The organism is Derxia lacustris, from assembly GCF_002105195.1.
GTDB lineage: Bacteria > Pseudomonadota > Gammaproteobacteria > Burkholderiales > Burkholderiaceae_E > Derxia > Derxia lacustris.
The window spans coordinates 186,680-204,347 of the sequence record NZ_MUHU01000025.1; the positions used below are offsets into that span (position 1 = coordinate 186,680).

General features: G+C 69.6%; 16 protein-coding genes. 11 read left to right on the forward strand and 5 right to left on the reverse strand.

Annotated features, from left to right (window positions below; genetic code table 11):
- Window positions 1-14 precede the first annotated feature (14 nt).
- The 4 genes from B9P64_RS16850 to B9P64_RS16865 are packed head-to-tail and all read left to right on the forward strand — an operon-like array spanning window position 15 to window position 4,174.
- Window positions 15-929, forward strand: a complete 915-nt coding sequence (locus B9P64_RS16850) for a hypothetical protein (protein WP_085317172.1) — start codon at window positions 15-17, stop codon at window positions 927-929.
- Between the two features lie 53 nt (window positions 930-982).
- Window positions 983-2,347: an FAD-binding domain-containing protein gene (locus tag B9P64_RS16855; RefSeq protein WP_085317173.1), complete on the forward strand. Its 1,365-nt coding sequence runs from the start codon at window positions 983-985 to the stop codon at window positions 2,345-2,347.
- Window positions 2,348-2,405: 58 nt separating this feature from the next.
- The gene (locus B9P64_RS16860) at window positions 2,406-3,560 is read left to right on the forward strand and encodes an AAA family ATPase (RefSeq protein WP_085317174.1); all 1,155 of its coding nucleotides are present in this window, start codon (window positions 2,406-2,408) and stop codon (window positions 3,558-3,560) included.
- A gap of 5 nt (window positions 3,561-3,565) precedes the next feature.
- Window positions 3,566-4,174 (forward strand): hypothetical protein, encoded by a 609-nt coding sequence (locus B9P64_RS16865; RefSeq protein ID WP_085317175.1) that lies wholly within the window; start codon window positions 3,566-3,568, stop codon window positions 4,172-4,174.
- Here the strand turns inward: B9P64_RS16865 and B9P64_RS16870 are convergent.
- Window positions 4,171-5,094, reverse strand: a complete 924-nt coding sequence (locus tag B9P64_RS16870; protein ID WP_085317176.1) for a LysR family transcriptional regulator — start codon at window positions 5,092-5,094, stop codon at window positions 4,171-4,173. The two genes, B9P64_RS16865 and B9P64_RS16870, sit on opposite strands and share 4 nt — an antisense overlap.
- 105 nt (window positions 5,095-5,199) lie before the next feature.
- On the opposite strand from B9P64_RS16870, the gene B9P64_RS16875 reads away from it, so the two are divergent.
- From B9P64_RS16875 to B9P64_RS16905, 7 genes are all read left to right on the forward strand, one after another.
- The gene (locus B9P64_RS16875) at window positions 5,200-5,808 is read left to right on the forward strand and encodes an FMN-dependent NADH-azoreductase (protein WP_085317177.1); all 609 of its coding nucleotides are present in this window, start codon (window positions 5,200-5,202) and stop codon (window positions 5,806-5,808) included.
- Complete coding sequence (locus tag B9P64_RS16880; RefSeq protein WP_085317178.1) at window positions 5,805-6,665, forward strand: pirin family protein; 861 nt, start codon at window positions 5,805-5,807, stop codon at window positions 6,663-6,665. The genes B9P64_RS16875 and B9P64_RS16880 overlap by 4 nt, the downstream gene beginning before the upstream one ends.
- A 260-nt stretch (window positions 6,666-6,925) precedes the next feature.
- A complete protein-coding gene (locus tag B9P64_RS16885; protein WP_085317179.1) occupies window positions 6,926-8,398 on the forward strand; it encodes an MBL fold metallo-hydrolase in 1,473 nt (490 codons plus the stop codon).
- On the forward strand, window positions 8,395-10,062 hold the full coding sequence (locus B9P64_RS16890) for a trypsin-like peptidase domain-containing protein (protein WP_328589875.1): 1,668 nt from the start codon (window positions 8,395-8,397) through the stop codon (window positions 10,060-10,062). The genes B9P64_RS16885 and B9P64_RS16890 overlap by 4 nt, the downstream gene beginning before the upstream one ends.
- 300 nt (window positions 10,063-10,362) lie before the next feature.
- The gene (locus B9P64_RS16895) at window positions 10,363-13,113 is read left to right on the forward strand and encodes a TonB-dependent receptor (RefSeq protein WP_085317180.1); all 2,751 of its coding nucleotides are present in this window, start codon (window positions 10,363-10,365) and stop codon (window positions 13,111-13,113) included.
- 185 nt (window positions 13,114-13,298) lie between these two features.
- A complete protein-coding gene (locus B9P64_RS16900; RefSeq protein ID WP_085317410.1) occupies window positions 13,299-13,562 on the forward strand; it encodes a helix-turn-helix domain-containing protein in 264 nt (87 codons plus the stop codon).
- The gene (locus B9P64_RS16905; protein ID WP_085317181.1) at window positions 13,562-14,890 is read left to right on the forward strand and encodes a type II toxin-antitoxin system HipA family toxin; all 1,329 of its coding nucleotides are present in this window, start codon (window positions 13,562-13,564) and stop codon (window positions 14,888-14,890) included. Before B9P64_RS16900 ends, B9P64_RS16905 begins: the two co-directional genes overlap by 1 nt.
- Window positions 14,891-14,969: 79 nt before the next feature.
- Here B9P64_RS16905 and B9P64_RS16910 read toward each other — a convergent pair whose 3' ends face one another.
- Genes B9P64_RS16910 through B9P64_RS16925 form a run of 4 tightly spaced genes read right to left on the reverse strand, consistent with a single transcriptional unit; the run spans window position 14,970 to window position 17,411 of the window.
- Complete coding sequence (locus B9P64_RS16910; RefSeq protein WP_085317182.1) at window positions 14,970-15,686, reverse strand: hypothetical protein; 717 nt, start codon at window positions 15,684-15,686, stop codon at window positions 14,970-14,972.
- Between the two features lie 7 nt (window positions 15,687-15,693).
- Window positions 15,694-16,128, reverse strand: a complete 435-nt coding sequence (locus B9P64_RS16915; protein ID WP_085317183.1) for an ExbD/TolR family protein — start codon at window positions 16,126-16,128, stop codon at window positions 15,694-15,696.
- 4 nt (window positions 16,129-16,132) lie between these two features.
- Window positions 16,133-16,561, reverse strand: coding sequence for an ExbD/TolR family protein (locus tag B9P64_RS16920; RefSeq protein ID WP_085317184.1), 429 nt, complete (start codon window positions 16,559-16,561; stop codon window positions 16,133-16,135).
- A gap of 28 nt (window positions 16,562-16,589) precedes the next feature.
- Window positions 16,590-17,411, reverse strand: coding sequence for a MotA/TolQ/ExbB proton channel family protein (locus B9P64_RS16925; protein ID WP_235840023.1), 822 nt, complete (start codon window positions 17,409-17,411; stop codon window positions 16,590-16,592).
- Window positions 17,412-17,668 lie beyond the last annotated feature (257 nt).

The window sequence follows — 17,668 nt, forward strand, 5'->3', positions numbered from 1 at the left end:
CCAAGGAAACCGCCATGAACATCCTCAAGCCGGGCGTGCTGCTGATCGCCGCCGCCCTCACGATGCAAGCCTTTGCACAAGTGCCGGGCGTGCCCGCGCCCAAGCCGCGCGAAGTGAGCCTGACCGAGCGCAGCGACCTGGCGCGCAGCATTGCCGCGCGCTTTGGCCGCAACCTGCCGACCGATACCAGCTATCAGGCCGCCGGCCCATTCCGCATCGCGTCGAACAAGCAGTTCAGCTATCTCGAACGCAGCGACAACCCGACCAGCAGCGCCATCGAGCTGCCCGACTACGGCCTTGGTACCAAGCCGCTCGACCCGGCCGCCAACAGCCGCGACGTGCTGCTGCCGCGCGCCCTTACCGTGCTCAAGAAGGCCGGCTATCCGGTCGACGAACTGAGCTTCGCCAACTTCCAGGACGAGTACATCGGCGCCGGCCAGCCGCAGCTGCTGCCCAAGGACTTCGATCCGCGCAAGGACGCGCTGCTGGTGGCGCGCAGCCTGCGCTTCGAGCGCATCTCGGCCGGCCTGCCGGTGTTCGGCTCGGAAGTGCTGGTGGGGCTGCTGCCCGACGGCAGCATCGGCCGGCTGCGCTATCACGCGCCGCCGCTCGATCCGGTCGCGCTCAAGGCCGCCAGCGAGCTGGCCCGGCAGGTCGCCGCCGGCGGCTGGAAGCTGCCGCCCGAGCTCGACGCCGACGGCATCAAGGTGCTCGACCTGCGCGCCGGCCTCGGCGTGTCGAGCTTTGCGAGCGTGCAGCCGCGCTCGGCGCCGGTGGTGCGCGTGACCTTCCGGCGCATCGGCAGCGACGCCAGCCTGCCCCTGCAAAGCACCCGCGCCGCCTACTACGACGCCAAGGGCGTGGAAGTGGTGCTCGACGATGTGATCGCCACGCCGCCGACCGCCGCCACGCTCAAGACCGGGCGCTGACCGCCGCAACCCGCGCGCTGAACCCGCCGCCCCGGCGCGCGGTCGAAGCGCGCATGAAACCCTCCAGCCGCTTCGCCCTGCCCTTCGCGCCCACCGACGCCGCCCTCGCCGAGCGCATCGCCGCCGTGGACGTGCGCGGCTATGCCCGCACCCGCAACCATCTGGGCGGCGCGGTCACGCGGCTGGGGCCATGGATCGCCCACGGCTTTGTCGACCTGCCGGCGCTGCGCGATCACCTGGCCGCCTGCAACGGCCTGGGCGACGACGACAAGCTGCTGTGGCAGCTGGGCTGGCGTGAGTTCTTCGCCGACAGCGCCGAGCGACTCGGCGAGGCGCTGTTTGCCGACCGGCGCCCGGCCCTGCCCGGCGTGCGCTACCGCCCCACGCTGCCGGCCGATCTGCGCTGCGGCCGCACCGGCGTCGCCGCCATCGACCGCGCCGTCGCCCAGTTGCACCGCTGCGGCTGGCTGCACAACCATGCGCGGCTGTGGCTGGCGAGCTATGCGGTGCATGTGCGCCATGTGCACTGGCGCGCCGGCGCCGACTGGCTCTACGGCCATCTGCTCGACGGCGACCTGGCCAGCAATCACCTGAGCTGGCAATGGGTCGCCGGCACCTTTGCCAGCAAGCCCTATGTCTTCAACGCCGAGAACGTGGCGCGCTTCGCCCCGGCCGACTGGCACAGCGCCGGCAGCGTCATCGACCGCAGCTACGAGGCGATGGAGCAGCTGGCGCGCGGCCTGCTGCCGGCAAGCGGCCCGGGCGCCGGACCGGCCGCCGCCGACGGGCCGGCTGCCGCCGCCGACCGCAATCCAACCGCCGACGGCAGCGCCGCCGACAACCCCGACTCAGCCGACCCGCCGCTGCTGCCCGCGCCGCCCGATGCGCTGCTCGCCGACTGGCTGCCGCTGCCCTGCTGGCGCTTCACCCGGCCCGCCGATCTGCCCGAACTCAGCGCCATGCTCGCCGCCGAGCCGGCGCGCCCGGTCGAGCTGGTCCATCCGTGGATGCTGCTGGCGCGGCCCGGCGAAGGCCCGGCGCTGGCCGCCACCGCCGATGCGCTGCCGCTGCCCGGCGCGCTGCGCATCGGCGTGATCCATCTGCCGTTTCACGCGCGCTTTCCGTGGTCGGCGCTGCGCTGGCGCTTCGTGCTGGCACGCATGAACGACATCTGCGACGTGGTGCTGCTCGGCGATCTGACCGCGCTGACGCCGCTGCTGCACGACCGCGCCCGGGTGGTCACGCGGCGCAGCGTCAATCCCGGCTACGACAGCGCGCTGGCGGCGCTGGCCACGCAGCTGCTGCCAGTGCCGCGCTGCTTCGGCCGGCCGGCCGGGCCGTGCGACTCGTTCAGCAAGTTCTGGAAGCAGGTCGGGCCGCAGCCGCTGCCGGCGCGCGGCTGGCATGCGGGCAGCTAAACCCGGGTGCTAGGCTCGCCCCGCTCGAAACAACGCAGACAACGACGGGAGTGCAGCCATGCTGATTACGCGGCTGGCATTGAAGAACTGGCGCAACTTCAAATCGGTGGACGTGCCGCTGCGCGAGCGGGTCTATGTCATCGGCCCCAACGCGTCGGGCAAGTCCAACCTGCTCGATGTGCTGCGCTTTCTGCGCGACATCGCCCGGCCCGAAGGCGGCGGTCTGCAACTGGCAGTGAAGGCGCGTGGCGGCATGACGCGGCTGCGCTGCCTGCTCGCGCGGCGCGATCCAGAGGTGGAAATCTGCATCGAACTAGCCGACCGCCCAGATCAGCCGGCGCGCTGGCGCTACACGCTTGCGTTCGGCAGCGAAGGCAAGGGCGCGCAGCGCGTGCTGGTCACACGCGAGAAGGCCGAGGCGCTCGACAGCGGGTATGTGCTGCTCAATCGCCCCGACGCCGCCGACAAGAAGGACGCCGCCCGCCTCACCCAGACCAGCCTCGAACAGGTCACGGCGAATCAGTCGTTCCGCGAAGTCGCCGAATTCTTCGCTGCGCTCACCTATCTGCATCTTGTGCCCCAGCTGCTCAAGCACACCGAGCTTGCGGGCGGCCAGATCGGCGGCGATCCCTTCGGCCAGTCCTTCCTGGAGCGCATCGCACGTACCACGCCGCGCACTCGCGATGCCCGGCTGCGCAAGATGGAAAGCGCGTTGCGCGCCTGCGTGCCCAACATGCGCCAGCTGCAATTCAAGCGCGACGAGGTGACTGGCCGGCCGCATCTCGAAGCGCTGTACGAACACTGGCGCCCTGATGCCGGCTGGCAGCGCGAGGACCAGTTCTCGGACGGCACGCTGCGGCTGCTGGGCATCATGTGGAGCCTGCTCGACGGCGATTCGCTGCTGCTGCTCGAAGAGCCCGAGCTGTCGCTCAACGAGCGCATCGTCCGGCAGATTCCGGGGCTGATCGTCGACATGCAGCGCAAGGCCAAGTACCGCCGGCAGGTGTTCATCACCACGCACAGCGCGGCCATGCTCGAACACTCGAGCGTCGATCCGCTCGACGTGCTGCGGCTCGATCCCACCGGCGACGGAAGCCAAGTGCGGCTTGCCACCGAGGAAGAGCGCGATCTGGTGCGCGCCGGCTACACGGTCAACGAGGCACTCGGGCCGAAGGGCGATCCGGCGCCGCCGGCCCAGCTCAGCATTTTCTGACGCCGATGACGGTCTATCTCTCGGTCGTCGTCGAGGACGAGTTGAGCGCGGCCGTGATGCGCCGGCTGGTTGCGCATGCAAGTCCGGCACTCGTCATCAAGCGCCTGCTGGTCAAGCGTGGCGTCGGCAACATCCGCGCCGAACTCGACGTGTATCGCAAGGCAGCGGCGGTGCTGCCGCATGTGGTGGTCGCCGATCTCGACAATGCCAAATGCGCGCCGACGGCCTTGCAGGCATGGCGGCTGGCCACGCGGCCCGCCGATCTGCTCATGCGCTTTGCCGTGCGCGAGACCGAAGCCTGGCTGCTCGGCGACCGCGCCGGCATCGCCGCATTGCTGGGTGTGCCCGAGCATCGCGTGCCGGCACAACCCGAGCAGGAAAGCGATCCCAAGGACTGCCTGCTCAAGCTCGCGGCGCGCGGCCGCAAGCAGGCGCGCAACCTGCTGCCGGAACGCGGATCGAGCTGCCCCATCGGGCCGCGCTACAACGAAACGCTGAGCGCCTTCGTGGCGAGCGACTGGGATGTCGATGCCGCCCGCGCGGCGGTCGACAGCCTCGCGCGCACCTGCCGCCGCTTGCACGAGCTGGCCGCTCGGCGCGCGCAAGGCGGCTAGTCCAGCCCCGCCTCGGCCACCGCCGCCTCCAGCGCATCGAGCAGCACCCGCGTCTTGGCCGGCATCAGCCGGCGCCCGGGCATCACCGCCCAGCAGGTGGTGCAAGGCAGCGTCCAGTCGGGCAGCAGCGGCTCCAGCCGGCGCTCGGCCAGCGCCGCGCGCGCCACCTGCACCGGCAGCGCGGCAATGCCCAGATCGGCGAGCGCGAAATCGAGCATGAGCAGCGGCGAATTGACCATCGCGCGCAGCTTGGGCAGGCCGTCCCAGCGCGCCGGCTCGGCGCCGTCGGCGGCCGGGCCGGTCAGCCGCCAGCCGGCCGGCTCGCCGGTGCGGCCGCGCAGCGCAATGCCGTCGTGCTGCGCCAGATCGGCCGGCTCGCGCGGCCGGCCGCGCAGCGCCACATACACCGGCGATGCGTAAAGCCCCCAGCCGTGGCCGAACAGCCGCCGCGCCACCAGCGTGGCGTCGTCGGGCAGCTCGCCCATGCGGATCGCCAGGTCGTAGCCCTCGGCGATCAGGTCGACGCGGCGCGCCGACATGTCCACGTCGAGCACGATTTCGGGATAGCGCTGGAGCAGCCCGGCCAGCACCCGGTCGAGCGCGATGCCAAAGCCCTCGGACGGCACCGAGATGCGCAGCCGCCCGCCCGGCCGCGCCTGCCGGTGCAGCGCCAGGTTGGCGGCGGCGTCGGCCTCGTCGGCGATCTGGCGCGCATGCACCAGCAGATTGGCGCCGAAGTCGGTGAGCGTGAGCCGGCGCGTGGTGCGCAGCAGCAGCCGCTCGCCGAGCGCCGTCTCAAGCTGGGTCAGCCGGCGTGACACCGTGCTTTTGGGGCAACCGAGCCGGTCGGCGGCGGCGGTGAGCGAGCCGGTCTCGATCACGCGGGCAAACAGCAGCAGGTCGTTCGGTTCGATGTCCATTGATCCATCAATGCAACAGTGTTGTGCTGCAAACTGGGTTTATAGCGCGGATTGCGATCAATACAGTTCACCCATCGACTCACCACCCGCCCAGAAAGGCCCGCCATGAAGATCCTGCAAATCCTGTCCAGCGTCCGTGCCGCCGATTCCAACTCCACGGTCGTCGCCAAGCGCATCGTCGACAAGCTGGTGGCCGCCAATCCGGGCGCCGAAGTGACGCTGCGCGACCTGGGCGCCCATTCGCCCGCGCTGCTCGATGGCGCCGCCGTCGGCGCGCTGTTCACGCCCGCCGACCAGCGCACGCCCGAGCAGGCCGCCCGCGTCGCCATCGACGATGCCTACATCGCCGAGATCCAGGCCGCCGACGTGGTGGTGCTGGGCGTGCCCATGTACAACCTGAATGTGCCGGCCCAGCTCAAGCTGTGGTTCGACGCCATCAGCCGCGCCCGCGTCACCTTCCACTACACCGCCAACGGCCCCGAAGGCCTGCTCACCGGCAAGAAGGTCTACGTGGCGTTTGCGCGCGGCGGCAAGTACCGCGACACCGCCTTCGACACGCAGACGCCCTATCTCAAGGTCGCGCTCGGCTTCCTCGGCATGAGCGATGTGCAGTTCGTCTACGCCGAAGGCTTTGCGATGGGCGCCGAGGCCGCGACCGCCGCCTTTGCCGACGCCGATGCGCAGATCGCCGCGCTGAATGTGAGCGCCGCATGAACGCCATCGCCCAGCCGCGCCGGGTCGAGCGCGTGGTGACCGGCCAGCGCACGTCGGATGGCGCCGGCGTCAAGCTCACCCGCGTCATCGACCACAAGCTGCAACGCCGGCTCGATCCGCTGCTGATGCTGGACAACTTCAGCAGCGATGCGCGCGACGACTACATCGCCGGCTTTCCCGACCATCCGCATCGCGGCTTCCAGACCGTGACCTACATGATCGCCGGCCGCATGCGCCACCGCGACAGCGCCGGCCACGAAGGCCTGCTGCGCAACGGCAGCGTGCAATGGATGAACGCCGGCAGCGGCCTGATCCACAGCGAAATGCCCGAGCAGGAGGAAGGCCGGATGGAAGGCTTCCAGCTCTGGATCAACCTGCCGGCGCAGCAAAAGATGAGCGCGCCGGCCTACCGCGACATCGATCCCGAAGACGTGCCCGAAGTGCATCTTGAAAACGGCGGCACGGTGCGGGTGATTGCCGGCAGCGCCGCCGGCGTGGCCGGCGCGGTGCAGGGCGAGTTCACCGAGCCGGTCTATCTCGATCTGCATCTGCCGGCCGGCGCGCAGTTCGCGCAGCCGCTGCCGGCCGGCCACAACGCGGTGCTGGCGGTGTATCGCGGCACGGCCGAGGTGGCCGGCACGGCGGTGGCGTCGGCGCACATGGCCATTCTGGCCAACGACGCCGCCAGCGACGGCGTGACCGTGGTCAACGCCGGCAGCGAGGAGCTGCGCGCCGTGCTCATCGCCGGCAAGCCGCTCAACGAGCCGATCGTGCAGTACGGCCCGTTCGTGATGAACACGCAGGAAGAAATCCTGCAAGCCATGGCCGACTACCGCGCCGGCAAGTTCAACGGCTGAAGCCGGCCGGCGCGGCGGCTTGCAAGCGCGCCGCGCCGGCCTGACCGGACGCGGCCGGCGCACTTGCCACCATGCGCAAACCCAAGCAGCGACGCCGGCCATGCTGCTGCAAGCCAAGCACGCCGGCGCCGGTTCTGGCTGCATTGCGACCGTCAAGCCCCTGAAACACCGTGGAACGGGAGTTGCCCGGGCACGCCTCAAGCGCGTGCCGGGTTTCGCCCGGCCGCATCCCGTTTCCAGTCCCGGCCCGAGGTCGCGTCATGTCCATCCGCTTCTCCGCTCTTCCGCTGTCCGTCGCCGCCGCTGCGGTGCTGTCGGCCTGCGCATCGCTGTCGCCCGTCTCGCTCGATACCGCCGCGCAGGCGCTCGATGCCAACGGCGTCGGCTCGATCGAATTTGCCGGCACCGGCCGCTGGTTCCAGTTTGGCCAGGCCCCCGCGCCCGGCGAAGCCTGGCCGCCGTTCGACGTGAGCCGCTATGTGGCCGACATCGACTACGCCAAGCAGGCCGCGCGGGTGCAGATCGTGCGCAGCCAGGTGGTGGAACTGCCGCGCGTGCGCCCGGCGCCGGTCGAGCAGCGCGCCGACCAGTACGTGCTCGGCAAGACGGCGTGGAACCGCGTCGCCACGGCCAATGCGGCGCCCGGCAACGCCACCGCCCAGCCCGCCGCCGTGATCGACCGTCAGGCCGAAATCTGGTCGACGCCGCAGGGCTTCATCAAGGCCGCCAAGGCCAATGGCGCGACGCTGACCGGCGGCTTCGGCGGCACCGAGGTGAGCTTCACCGTCGACGGCAAGTACAAGTACGTCGGCAAGCTCGATTCGCAAGGCCGCGTCGAGCGCATCCAGACCTGGACCGACACGCCGGTGCTCGGCGACACGCTGCTCGAAACCCGCTTCAGCGGCTACAAGGACTTCGGCGGCGTGGCCTTCCCCACGCGCATCGTGCGCAGCCAGGGCGGCTTCCCGGTGCTCGACCTGACGGTCACCGACGTCAAGCGCAATCCGGCGCTCAACTTCGAGGTGCCGGCCGAGGTCGCCAGCTTCAAGCCGGCGCCGATCAAGGTCGATGCGCAGAAGCTCGGCGACGGCGTCTGGTACCTGACCGGCGGCACGCATCACAGCGTGCTGGTCGAGGAGAAGGATTACCTGGTGCTGGTCGAGGCGCCGCTCAACGAGGATCGCTCGCTGGCGCTGATCGCCAAGGCCAAGGAGCTGGTGCCGAGCAAGTCGATCAAGTGCGTCATCAACACCCATGTGCACTTCGACCATTCGGGCGGCCTGCGCACCTTCGTGGCCGAGGGCGCGACCATCGTCACGCTCAAGGGCAACGAGAGCTATTACGAGAAGGCCTGGGCCGCGCCGCACACGCTGGTGCCCGACCGCCTCGCGCAATCGGGCAAGGCGCCCAAGTTCCAGACCGTGAGCGGCAAGTTCGAGTTCGGCGACCGCAAGGTCGAGGTGCACGAGATCGTCGGCTCGGGCCACAACGACGCCTTCGCGCTGGTCTGGCTACCCGAGTCGAAGGTGCTGGTCGAGGCCGATGCCTACACGCCGGTGGCCGCCGGCACGCCGGTGCCGCCGCCGGCCAATCCCTACACGGTCAATCTGGCCGACAACATCGCCCGCCTCAAGCTCGACGTGGGCCAGATCGCGGCGCTGCACGGTCCGCGCGTGACCACGCTGGCCGATCTGCGCGCGGCCGTCGCGCCCGGCACGAGCGCGGCACGATGAGCGGGCCGGCATTCACCGCCACGGCCGCCGCGCCGCCGGCCGGCGGCGCGGGCCGCAGGCCGGCCACGCAACCGGCAATGGCCAGCGCCCTGCCGCGCCGGCTCGCGCTGGCGCTGGCGTTCGCGCTGCTGCCGGCCGGACTGGCGCTGGCCGCCGATGCGCCGGCAACGGCTGTCGGCGCCGCGCCGCTGGTGCGCGGCCTGCCCGACTTCGCCGATCTGGTCGACCGCGTCGGCCCGGCGGTGGTCAACATCCGCACCGTCTCCGCGCCGCATGCCGGCGTGCCCGGCGGCGCCGATCTCGACGAGCTGCTGCGCAAGCATTTCGGCGCGCCCGAGGAAGCCGAGCCGGCCAAGCCCGCGCCGCGCGGCAAGACGCCGCCGCGCGCCGACAACAAGGGCAAGGCCGCGCCCGACGCCAAGCCCGACAGCAGGACGCCGGGCCCGCTCGCGCGCCCGGCGCCCGAGGCCGAGCGCCCGGGCGGGCCCCAGCCCGACGCCGACGAACCGCGCGCGCCGCGCGGCGTGGGCTCGGGCTTCATCGTCGGCAGCGAGGGCGAAATCCTGACCAATGCCCATGTCATCGCCGATGCCGAGGAAGTGATCGTGCGGCTGACCGACAGGCGCGAGTTCAAGGCCCGCGTCATCGGCACCGACAAGCGCACCGACGTCGCCCTGCTCAAGATCGAGGCCAGCGGCCTGCCGACGCTGGCCTTCGGCGATGCCGACCGGCTGCGCGTCGGCGAATGGGTCATCGCCATCGGCTCGCCCTTCGATCTGGCCAACACCGTCACCGCCGGCATCGTCAGCGCCAAGGCGCGCGAGACCGGCGAGCTGCTGCCCTTCATCCAGACCGACGTGGCGATCAACCCGGGCAATTCGGGCGGGCCGCTCATCAACCAGCGCGGCGAGGTGGTGGGCATCAACTCGCAGATCTTCAGCCGCTCGGGCGGCTATCAGGGCATCTCCTTCGCCATCCCGATCGAGGAAGCCGGCCGCGTCGCCGACCAGCTGCGCGAGCACGGCCGCGTGATCCGCAGCCGCATCGGCGTGCAGGTCGCCGAGGTCACGCCCGACGTGGCCGGCACGCTCGGCCTGCCGCGCGCCAGCGGCGCGCTGGTGCGCGGTGTCGAAGTGCAGAGCCCGGCCGACAACGGCGGCATCGTGCCCGGCGACGTGATCGTCGGCGTTGACGCCAAGACGGTGGACAAGTGGAACGACCTGCCGCGCATCGTCGGCGCGGGCGTGCCCGGCGGCCGCCACAAGGTCAGGCTGCTGCGCGCCGGCCAGCCGGTCGAAGTCACGGTGCGCTATGCCGAGCTCGAGCCGGAGAAGGTCGCCGCCGCGCCGGCAGCGCCGGCCAAGCCGGTGGTGGCGCCCGCCGAGCCGCCGCGCGATCTGGGCCTGACGGTGTCCGACATCACCGCCGCCGACCGGCGTGCGCTCCAGCTCGATCGCGGCGTGCAGATCACCGGCGTGGAAGGCCTCGCGGCGCGCGCCGGCCTGCGCACCGGCGACATCCTGCTGAGCCTGGGCGGCACCGGCATCCACGGCGCCGAACAGCTGCGCGCGGTGCTCGGCCGCATCGATACCGCCAAGCCGGTGGACGTGCTGCTGCGCCGTGAACAGTGGGTGCGCTGGTTCGTCATCAAGCCGCGCGGATGAAGCCAGCAGCCGGCACCTGAACCGCCGGCACGGCGGTTGATTTGCAGCAGCCGCGTGCCGCGCCGCTGCTGGCATGGCCGCAACTGTGCAGCCGGCAACACCCCTCGGGCCCGCCACGCGCAAGCGTGTAGCGGGCCTTTTTCGTCCGCCTGAAAAACCCGGTTTCCCCTGGGCAGGGCCGCGTTTTCGGTCACGTCCGGACGCATCTGTTGCGCCCTCGTTTCGGCATGGCATGCGCTTCGCTCAAAGAGGCGTTCTCCGTATGCCTTAGCCCTCAAAACAAAACGGAGGGGAAAACACATGAACCGACATCTCGACACCCGCCGGTCGCGCCCGTCCGCGACCCTGCGCGACGACGCGCGACTTTTCCGCCTCTCCCCGATTGCCGCCGTCGTCGCCGGCATGACCCTGCTGGCCTGCAATCCCTTGCATGCCGCCGAAGGCGATGCGCCCAAGGCCGAGGAAGCCCCGGCGCTCGACGCCGTGACCGTGCGCAGCCGCAACCGCATCGAGCGGCTGCAGGACGTGCCGCTGTCGGTCTCGGTGGTGCAGGGCCAGGAACTCGAACGCCTGAGCGCCTACGGCATCGACGCGATCACCAAGCGCGCCGCCAACGTGTCGTGGAACCTGGGCAACCAGCGCACCAGCAGCCTGTCGATCCGCGGCCTGGGCAAGATCGGCCAGACCGAGGCGCAGGACCCGAGCGTCGGCGTCATCGTCGACGGCGTGAACTTCGCCTACAACGCGCTCACCTCCAGCTTCGACTTCGTCGACGTGGACACGGTCGAAGTGACGCGCGGCCCGCAGGGCACGCTGCTGGGCAAGAACGCCAGCGTCGGCGTGGTCAACATCACCACGCGCCGGCCGTCGTTCACCGCCACCAGCGACTACTCGGTGCAGTTCAGCCAGAAGCAGGGCCTGCTCGCCACGGCGGCCGTCGGCGGCCCGGTGGTCGACGATCTGCTGGCCTGGCGCGGCACCTTCTCGGCCAATCGCCAGCAGGGCGACATCGTCAACCAGTACAACCGCGACATCACCTACACCAACACCGACCGCATCTCGGGTCGCGTGCAATTCCTGCTCACGCCCACGACCGACTTCAGCGCGCGCCTGGCCTTCGAGCTGCAACCGCGCGCCGGCGAGACCACCAACGGCCGCACGGTGTTCACGCCCACGCCCAAGACCTATTCCAACGGCAGCGCCAATACCGCCATCGACAACGGCACCCGCCTGTCGCGCCGCTGGTTCACGCAGAACACCGGCTATTCGCTCGGCGACTACTACGCCGAACTGAGCAACGACAACCAGCGTCCGCTGGTGACCGGCAGCCGCGGCACCTCGGCCGAGCTGAACTGGAAGCTGGCCGGCGGCCACACGCTGACGTCGATCACCGCGTACAAGGACTACCACTTCAACGCCGTCAACGACGAAGGCACGCCGTTCGACGTGATGCGCAATTCGGGCGGTTTCTGGAACGACTACCGCCAGCTGAGCCAGGAGCTGCGCATCTCGTCGAGCACCGGCGGCTTTGTGGACTATCAGGGCGGCATCTACCTGATGGACGTGAAGAACGTGGCGCAATACCAGCGCAGCTGGGGCAACGACGCCGGCGCCTGGTGGGCCAACAACGGTCAGTACAACCGCCTCGACGCCGACGGCGCGGGCCGGGCGCTGATGGTGGCTTCGCTGGCCAATCTGGGCATGTATTACAACTCGCCGGCCGGCGTGCAGAACATCCGCAACAAGAACGCGGCGATCTTCGCCCAGGCCAACTGGCATCTGAGCGAGCCGCTGACCGTCACCACCGGCCTGCGCTTCACGCGCGAGAACCGCAGCAACGAGAGCAGCAGCTACATCGTCAGCAACGGCAGCGCGCCCGAGCTGAATCCGTCGTCGGTCAACGGCGTGACGCTGGGCGGCTTCGACTCGTACTACAACACCGGCACCGCCTCGCGCTGGGTGCTCAACGGCAACGTGGTGCCGGCCGGTACCGCCGGTGCCACGCAAGTGGCCGCCGGCGCCGTGGCGCTGACCACCGACACGACCAACGCCGCCGCGCTGGCCGCCGCCAGCGCCCAGGCCGATGCCGCCGCCAAGAAGTACTTCAACGCCGCCAACTGGGCCGCGCTCACCGATGCGCAGAAGCGTCAGCTGGCCGATGCGCAATCGATCCGCAAGTCGCAGATCGGCGTGCTGTTCAACTCGACCGAAGCCAAGACCTTCAACTCGACCCAGCCCGCCCTGGTGCTGAGCCCGAGCTACAAGTTCAGCCGCGACCTGACCGGCTATGCGTCGTTCCAGCACGGTGAAAAGGCCGGCATCTCGCAGCTGGTGAACGGCGTGTCGACGCCGGTCAAGGCCGAGAAGACCGACTCGTACGAGCTGGGCCTGAAGTCGGTGCTGCTCGACCGCACGCTGGTGCTGAACGCCGACGTGTTCCTCAGCAACATCAAGGACTATCAGCAGTCGGTGCGCGTGGTCGACCAGTACACGACCGCGCTCAACAACGACGGCACCTTCTACTACACCTCGGCCACCGGCAACGTGCCCAAGGTGCAGGTCAAGGGGCTCGAGTTCGACGGCGTGTACGCGGGCATTCCGCGCACCACGCTGCGCTTCTCGGGCGCCTGGAACCGGGCCATCTACAAGTCGTTCACCAACGCTGCCCAGCCGGTGGAAAACGGCTACGCGGGCGCCGCGCCCTACCGCGATCTGAGCGGCAAGCAGCTTGCCGGCGCGCCGACCTTCAGCGCCAACATCGGTGCCGACTACCGCCAGGCCGCCTGGGGCGATCACGAGTTCCACACCAGCGCCAACGTGGCCTACACGTCGAGCTACAACTCGGACGTGGCGCTGTCGTCGTATGCGGTGATCCCGTCCAACTTCCTGGTCGATGCGGCGGTCGGCGTGGGCCATCGCAACAAGAGCTTCGACGTGAGCCTGGTGGTCAAGAACCTGCTCAACGACGACACCCCGCGCAGCAAGACCTGGAACAGCTATGTGCCGGCGATCCCGCGCGTGGTGGGCGTGCTGTTCACCAGCAAGCTGTGATGGCGTGAGCTAGATGGCGGGCCGGTGACACGGCCTGCCGCCAAGCGGTCGCGCCGATGCGGCCGTGCAGAAGGGGGGCGATGCCGCATGCGGCTCGCCCCCTTTTTTATCGGCTTTGCCGATGAATGATGGTTATCGGGTTTGGCGATAAACTGCATTTATCGAGTTTTCCGATGGATTTCGTCATGCGCCAGCGCCTCATCAACCCCAGCCAGGCCGGCCAGCTGCTGGCCGCCCGCCGCAAGTCGCTGCGGCTGCCGCAGGCGGGTCTCGCGGCCCAGCTCGGCATCAGCCAGAACCGGCTGTCCGAACTCGAAGCCAGCCCCGAGCGCATCACGCTCGACCGGCTGCTCATGCTCGCCAATGCGCTCGGGCTCGAATTCGTGTTGCAGGACAAGGGCAGCGACGATCCACCCGCGCGGCTGCGCCAGACCCCGCCGGAGTGGTGATGGCACGCCGCTCGCGCGAACGCGCCCTGGCGCTGTGGATGAACGGCACGCGCGTGGGCGAATGGCGGCTGCCAGCGCGCGGCCCGATGGAACTGCGCTACGACGACGACTGGCTGCGCTCGCCGGAAGCCCGACCGCTCTCGCTGTCGCTGCCGCTCAACTTCGACGGCGTGCCGCTGCGGGGCGCAGCGGTCGAGGCGTGGTTCGACAATCTGCTGCCCGACAGCGACGTCATCCGCAAACGCTTGCAAGGCCGCTTCGGCACCACGACGCAAGCCGCCTTCGACCTGCTCGAAGCCGTCGGCCGCGATTGCGTCGGCGCGCTGCAATTGCTGGCGCCCGACGCCGAACCGGCCGACCTGCGCTGCATCGATGCCGAACCGCTCGACGATGCCGGCGTGGCACGGCTGATCGGCGCCGCCATCACGCCCGGCAGCGCCTGGAGCATGGCCGGCGACGCCGACGATTTCCGCATTTCCATTGCCGGCGCGCAGGAGAAGACCGCCTTCACGCGGCACGACGGCCGCTGGTGTCGGCCGCGCGGCGCCACGCCCACGACCCACATCTTCAAGTTGCCGCTCGGGTTGGTCGGCAACCGTCGCGCCGACATGAACAGCTCGGTCGAAAACGAATGGCTGTGCTCGGAACTGCTGCGCGAATGCGGGCTCGACATCGCGCGCACCCGCATCGGCCAGTTCGAAGATCGCAAGGTGCTGATCGTGGAACGCTTCGACCGCAAGCTGGCGGCCAGCGGCGACCATTGGCTGCGCCTGCCGCAGGAAGATTTCTGTCAGGCCCTGGGCGTGCCCGGCATGCGCAAGTACGAAAGCGACGGCGGCCCGGGCATCGACGCGATTGCCGGCGTGCTGGCGTTCTCCGAGCAGCGCGCCGGCGATCTCGACAGCCTGCTGCGCGCGCAATTGCTGTTCTGGCTGCTGGCCGCAACCGATGGCCATGCCAAGAATTTCAGCATCGCCTTGCATGCCGGCGGGCGCTACCGCCTCACGCCGCTCTACGACGTGCTCTCGGCCTGGCCGGTGATCGGCAAGGGACCGAACCTGCTCGACTACCGCAAGCTCAAGCTGGCAATGGCGCTGCGCGGCAAGAACGCCCACGACAAGCTCGCCGAAATCCAGCGCCGGCATTTCGTGGACACCGCCGCGCGCTGTGGCCTGGGTCAGGCCGCGATGGAAGCCGCCATCGACGCGCTGGCCATCCGCCTGCCGGCCGCACTCGACGCCGTGGGCCAGCGTCTGCCCGACGGCTTTCCGCCGGCGGTGTTCAGCAGCATCGACGCCGGCGTGCGGCAATCGCTGGCGCGGTTGTAAACCGATTCGCCCGCACAAAAAACAAATCGGTCGCGTCGCCTGCCCGCGACGCGACCGACCGGCCTGCCAACCCCCGACTTCAGCGCGCGAACGCCACGTCGAGTGTCACCTGCACTTCATCCGCACCGCCCGCCGAGCACTTCATGCGCTTGATGGCGGCCTGCACGTACTTGTAATACTCCTTGGGACCCGAAACCGGCGTCGCCTCGACCACCTGACTGCCGCGCACCGTGATGCGGGTGCGCACCGTGCCGACCACGCCCACGCGGTCGAACGCGTCTTCGAGCGAGCTGGCCAGCACGCCCTGGTAACCCGGGCAGGCAAGGCTGATCTCCTGCTTGACCGGCTCGGGCTTGGCTTCGACCTTGGGCTCGGGCGGCGCGGGCGGTGCCGGCGGCGCGATGACGGCCGGCTCCTTGGGCGGCTGGGCCTGCACCGCGGCGATCACCGGCGCCTGCTGCACCACCGGCGCCACATCGGGCGGCGGCACATAGGCCGGCGGCGGCGGCGTCTTGACCTTGGGCGTCTCCTTGATCTTCTCGACCTTGGGCGGCGGCGGGGGCGGCGGCTGGTCCGGGATGATCGTCATCGTGATCGGCTTCTTCACGATCTCGATCGCCTGGCGCGCCAGCCCCGAGGCCAGGGCCCAGCCGAGCAGCAGGTGAACGGCGATGACCACCGCCAGCCCCACGCTGCGGTTGCCGGCGGGCGTCTTTCCGTAGGCCGCCGAGCGCGGCAGCGTGGCGGCTGCACGGGCGCTCTGCGGGATGACATTGGGCAAGGCATTCGCACTCATGGAGTCCTCACTGATCGATGAACTGCTCGCTGCCGATCACGCCGAGCTTTTGCAGCCCCGCCTGATTGACCGCGATCATCACGTCGGCAAACACGTCGTACTTCGATCCCTTGTCGGGGCGCACATGAATCTCGGGCTGCTCCGCCTGACCTGCGGCGGCGGCCAGCTTGGCCTTGAGGTCGCCCTGATCGGCCACCGGCAGACCGTTCCAGAACACGGTGCTGGCCGGATCGATGTCGATGCGCACCACCTCGGGCTTGAAGTCGCTCGGCGGCGGATTGCCGACCGGCAGATTCAGATTCACCGAATGCAGCTGGATCGGGATGGTGATGATGAGCATCACCAGCAGCACCAGCATCACGTCGATGAGCGGCGTGGTGTTGATGTCGGCCACGGGAAGGTCGTCGACGATCTCGCGGCGCTTCTTGCGCAGTCTGCTCATGGCGTCATCCCTTCGGCGGCGGTTCGGTGATGAAGCCCACCTTCAGGATGCCGGCGCGCTGGCAGGCATAGAGGATGCGGCCCACGGCGGCGTAATCGCTCTTCGAGTCGCCACGCACATGCACTTCGGGCTGCGGATCCTGCACCGCCACCTTCTTGAGCTTCTCGACCAGCGCATCGGTGCTTTCCACCTTGCCGTCGAACCAGAAGATGCCGCCCTGAGTGTCGACCGACAGCACGATGTCCTGCGGCTTGCTTTCGCGGATCTCGTTGCGCTTCTTCGGCAGCTCGACCGGCACCGAGTAGTTGGCCACCGGAATCGTGATGAGGAAGATGATGAGCAGCACCAGCATCACGTCCACGAGCGGCGTGGTGTTGATGGCCGATACCACCTCGTCCTCGCCGCCACCGGCGGCGGGAATGTTCATTGCCATGACTGGCTCCTTCGGCGCCGCGCGGGGCTCAGGCGGGCTGGAGCTGGCCGTTGTGCGGCACGGCGGCAGACGAGGAAGACGGATTGGATTGCTGGGCCACGGCGCCGCTCAGCAGCACCGAATGCAGTTCGCCCGAGAAGTCGCGCACATCGTCGAGCGCGGCCACGTTGCGACGCAGCAGCCAGTTGTAGCCGAGCACCGCCGGCACCGCGACCGCCAGACCGATGGCGGTCATGATGAGCGCCTCGCCCACCGGACCGGCGACCTTGTCGATGCTGGCCTGACCGGCCACGCCGATGGCGGTGAGCGCGTGATAGATGCCCCAGACCGTGCCGAACAGACCCACGAACGGCGAGGTGGAACCGACCGTGGCGAGGAAGCTCAGGCCGGCGCCCAGGCGGCGCTGCACGCGCTCGGTGGCGCGGTGGATCGAGAGGTCGACCCAGTCGTTGAAGTCGACATGCGCATGCAGGCCGCTGTGGCGCTGGGTGGCTTCGAGGCCGGCTTCGGCGATGAAGCGGAACGGGCTCGATTCGGCCAGCTTGCCGGCGCCGGCCTGCACCGTGCCGGCATTCCAGAAGTCGCGCGCGGCGGCCTTGCCATGCCGCCCGATGCGGGTCTGCTCAAGCAGCTTGGTGATGATGACGTACCAGCTGCCGGCGCTCATGACGGCCAGGATGCTGAGCACCGCCTTGGCGACGAAGTCGCTCTGGGTCCAGAGCGCGCCGATGCCGTAGGGGTTGTCTACCTGCACCGGAGCGGCGGTCTGGGCCTGGGCCAGCGAGGCGAAGGCGAGGAGGGCGGCAGCACCACCGATGCGCCGGAAGGTGGAGAGGGTCGAGGGCTTCATCTTCATCTGCTTGTTGTCGTGTGAACGGACGAGGTCGCCACGGCGGGCCGGCATGGTCGGCGCGGCGCGATGGCCCTCGGAGACTGCTGCCCCCGACAGTCGGCCCCCGGCGATTGAAGATGCATTTGCCGTACAGCTAAATTGGCGGCGGCGGGCCCGGTTTTCGGACTGGCATCGAATCATCCCGGCGGATGTGTACTGCGAGGGAACGAGTGGCCAGTGTCGCGAGCGCACCCGGACCGGTAAAGAACGCGATT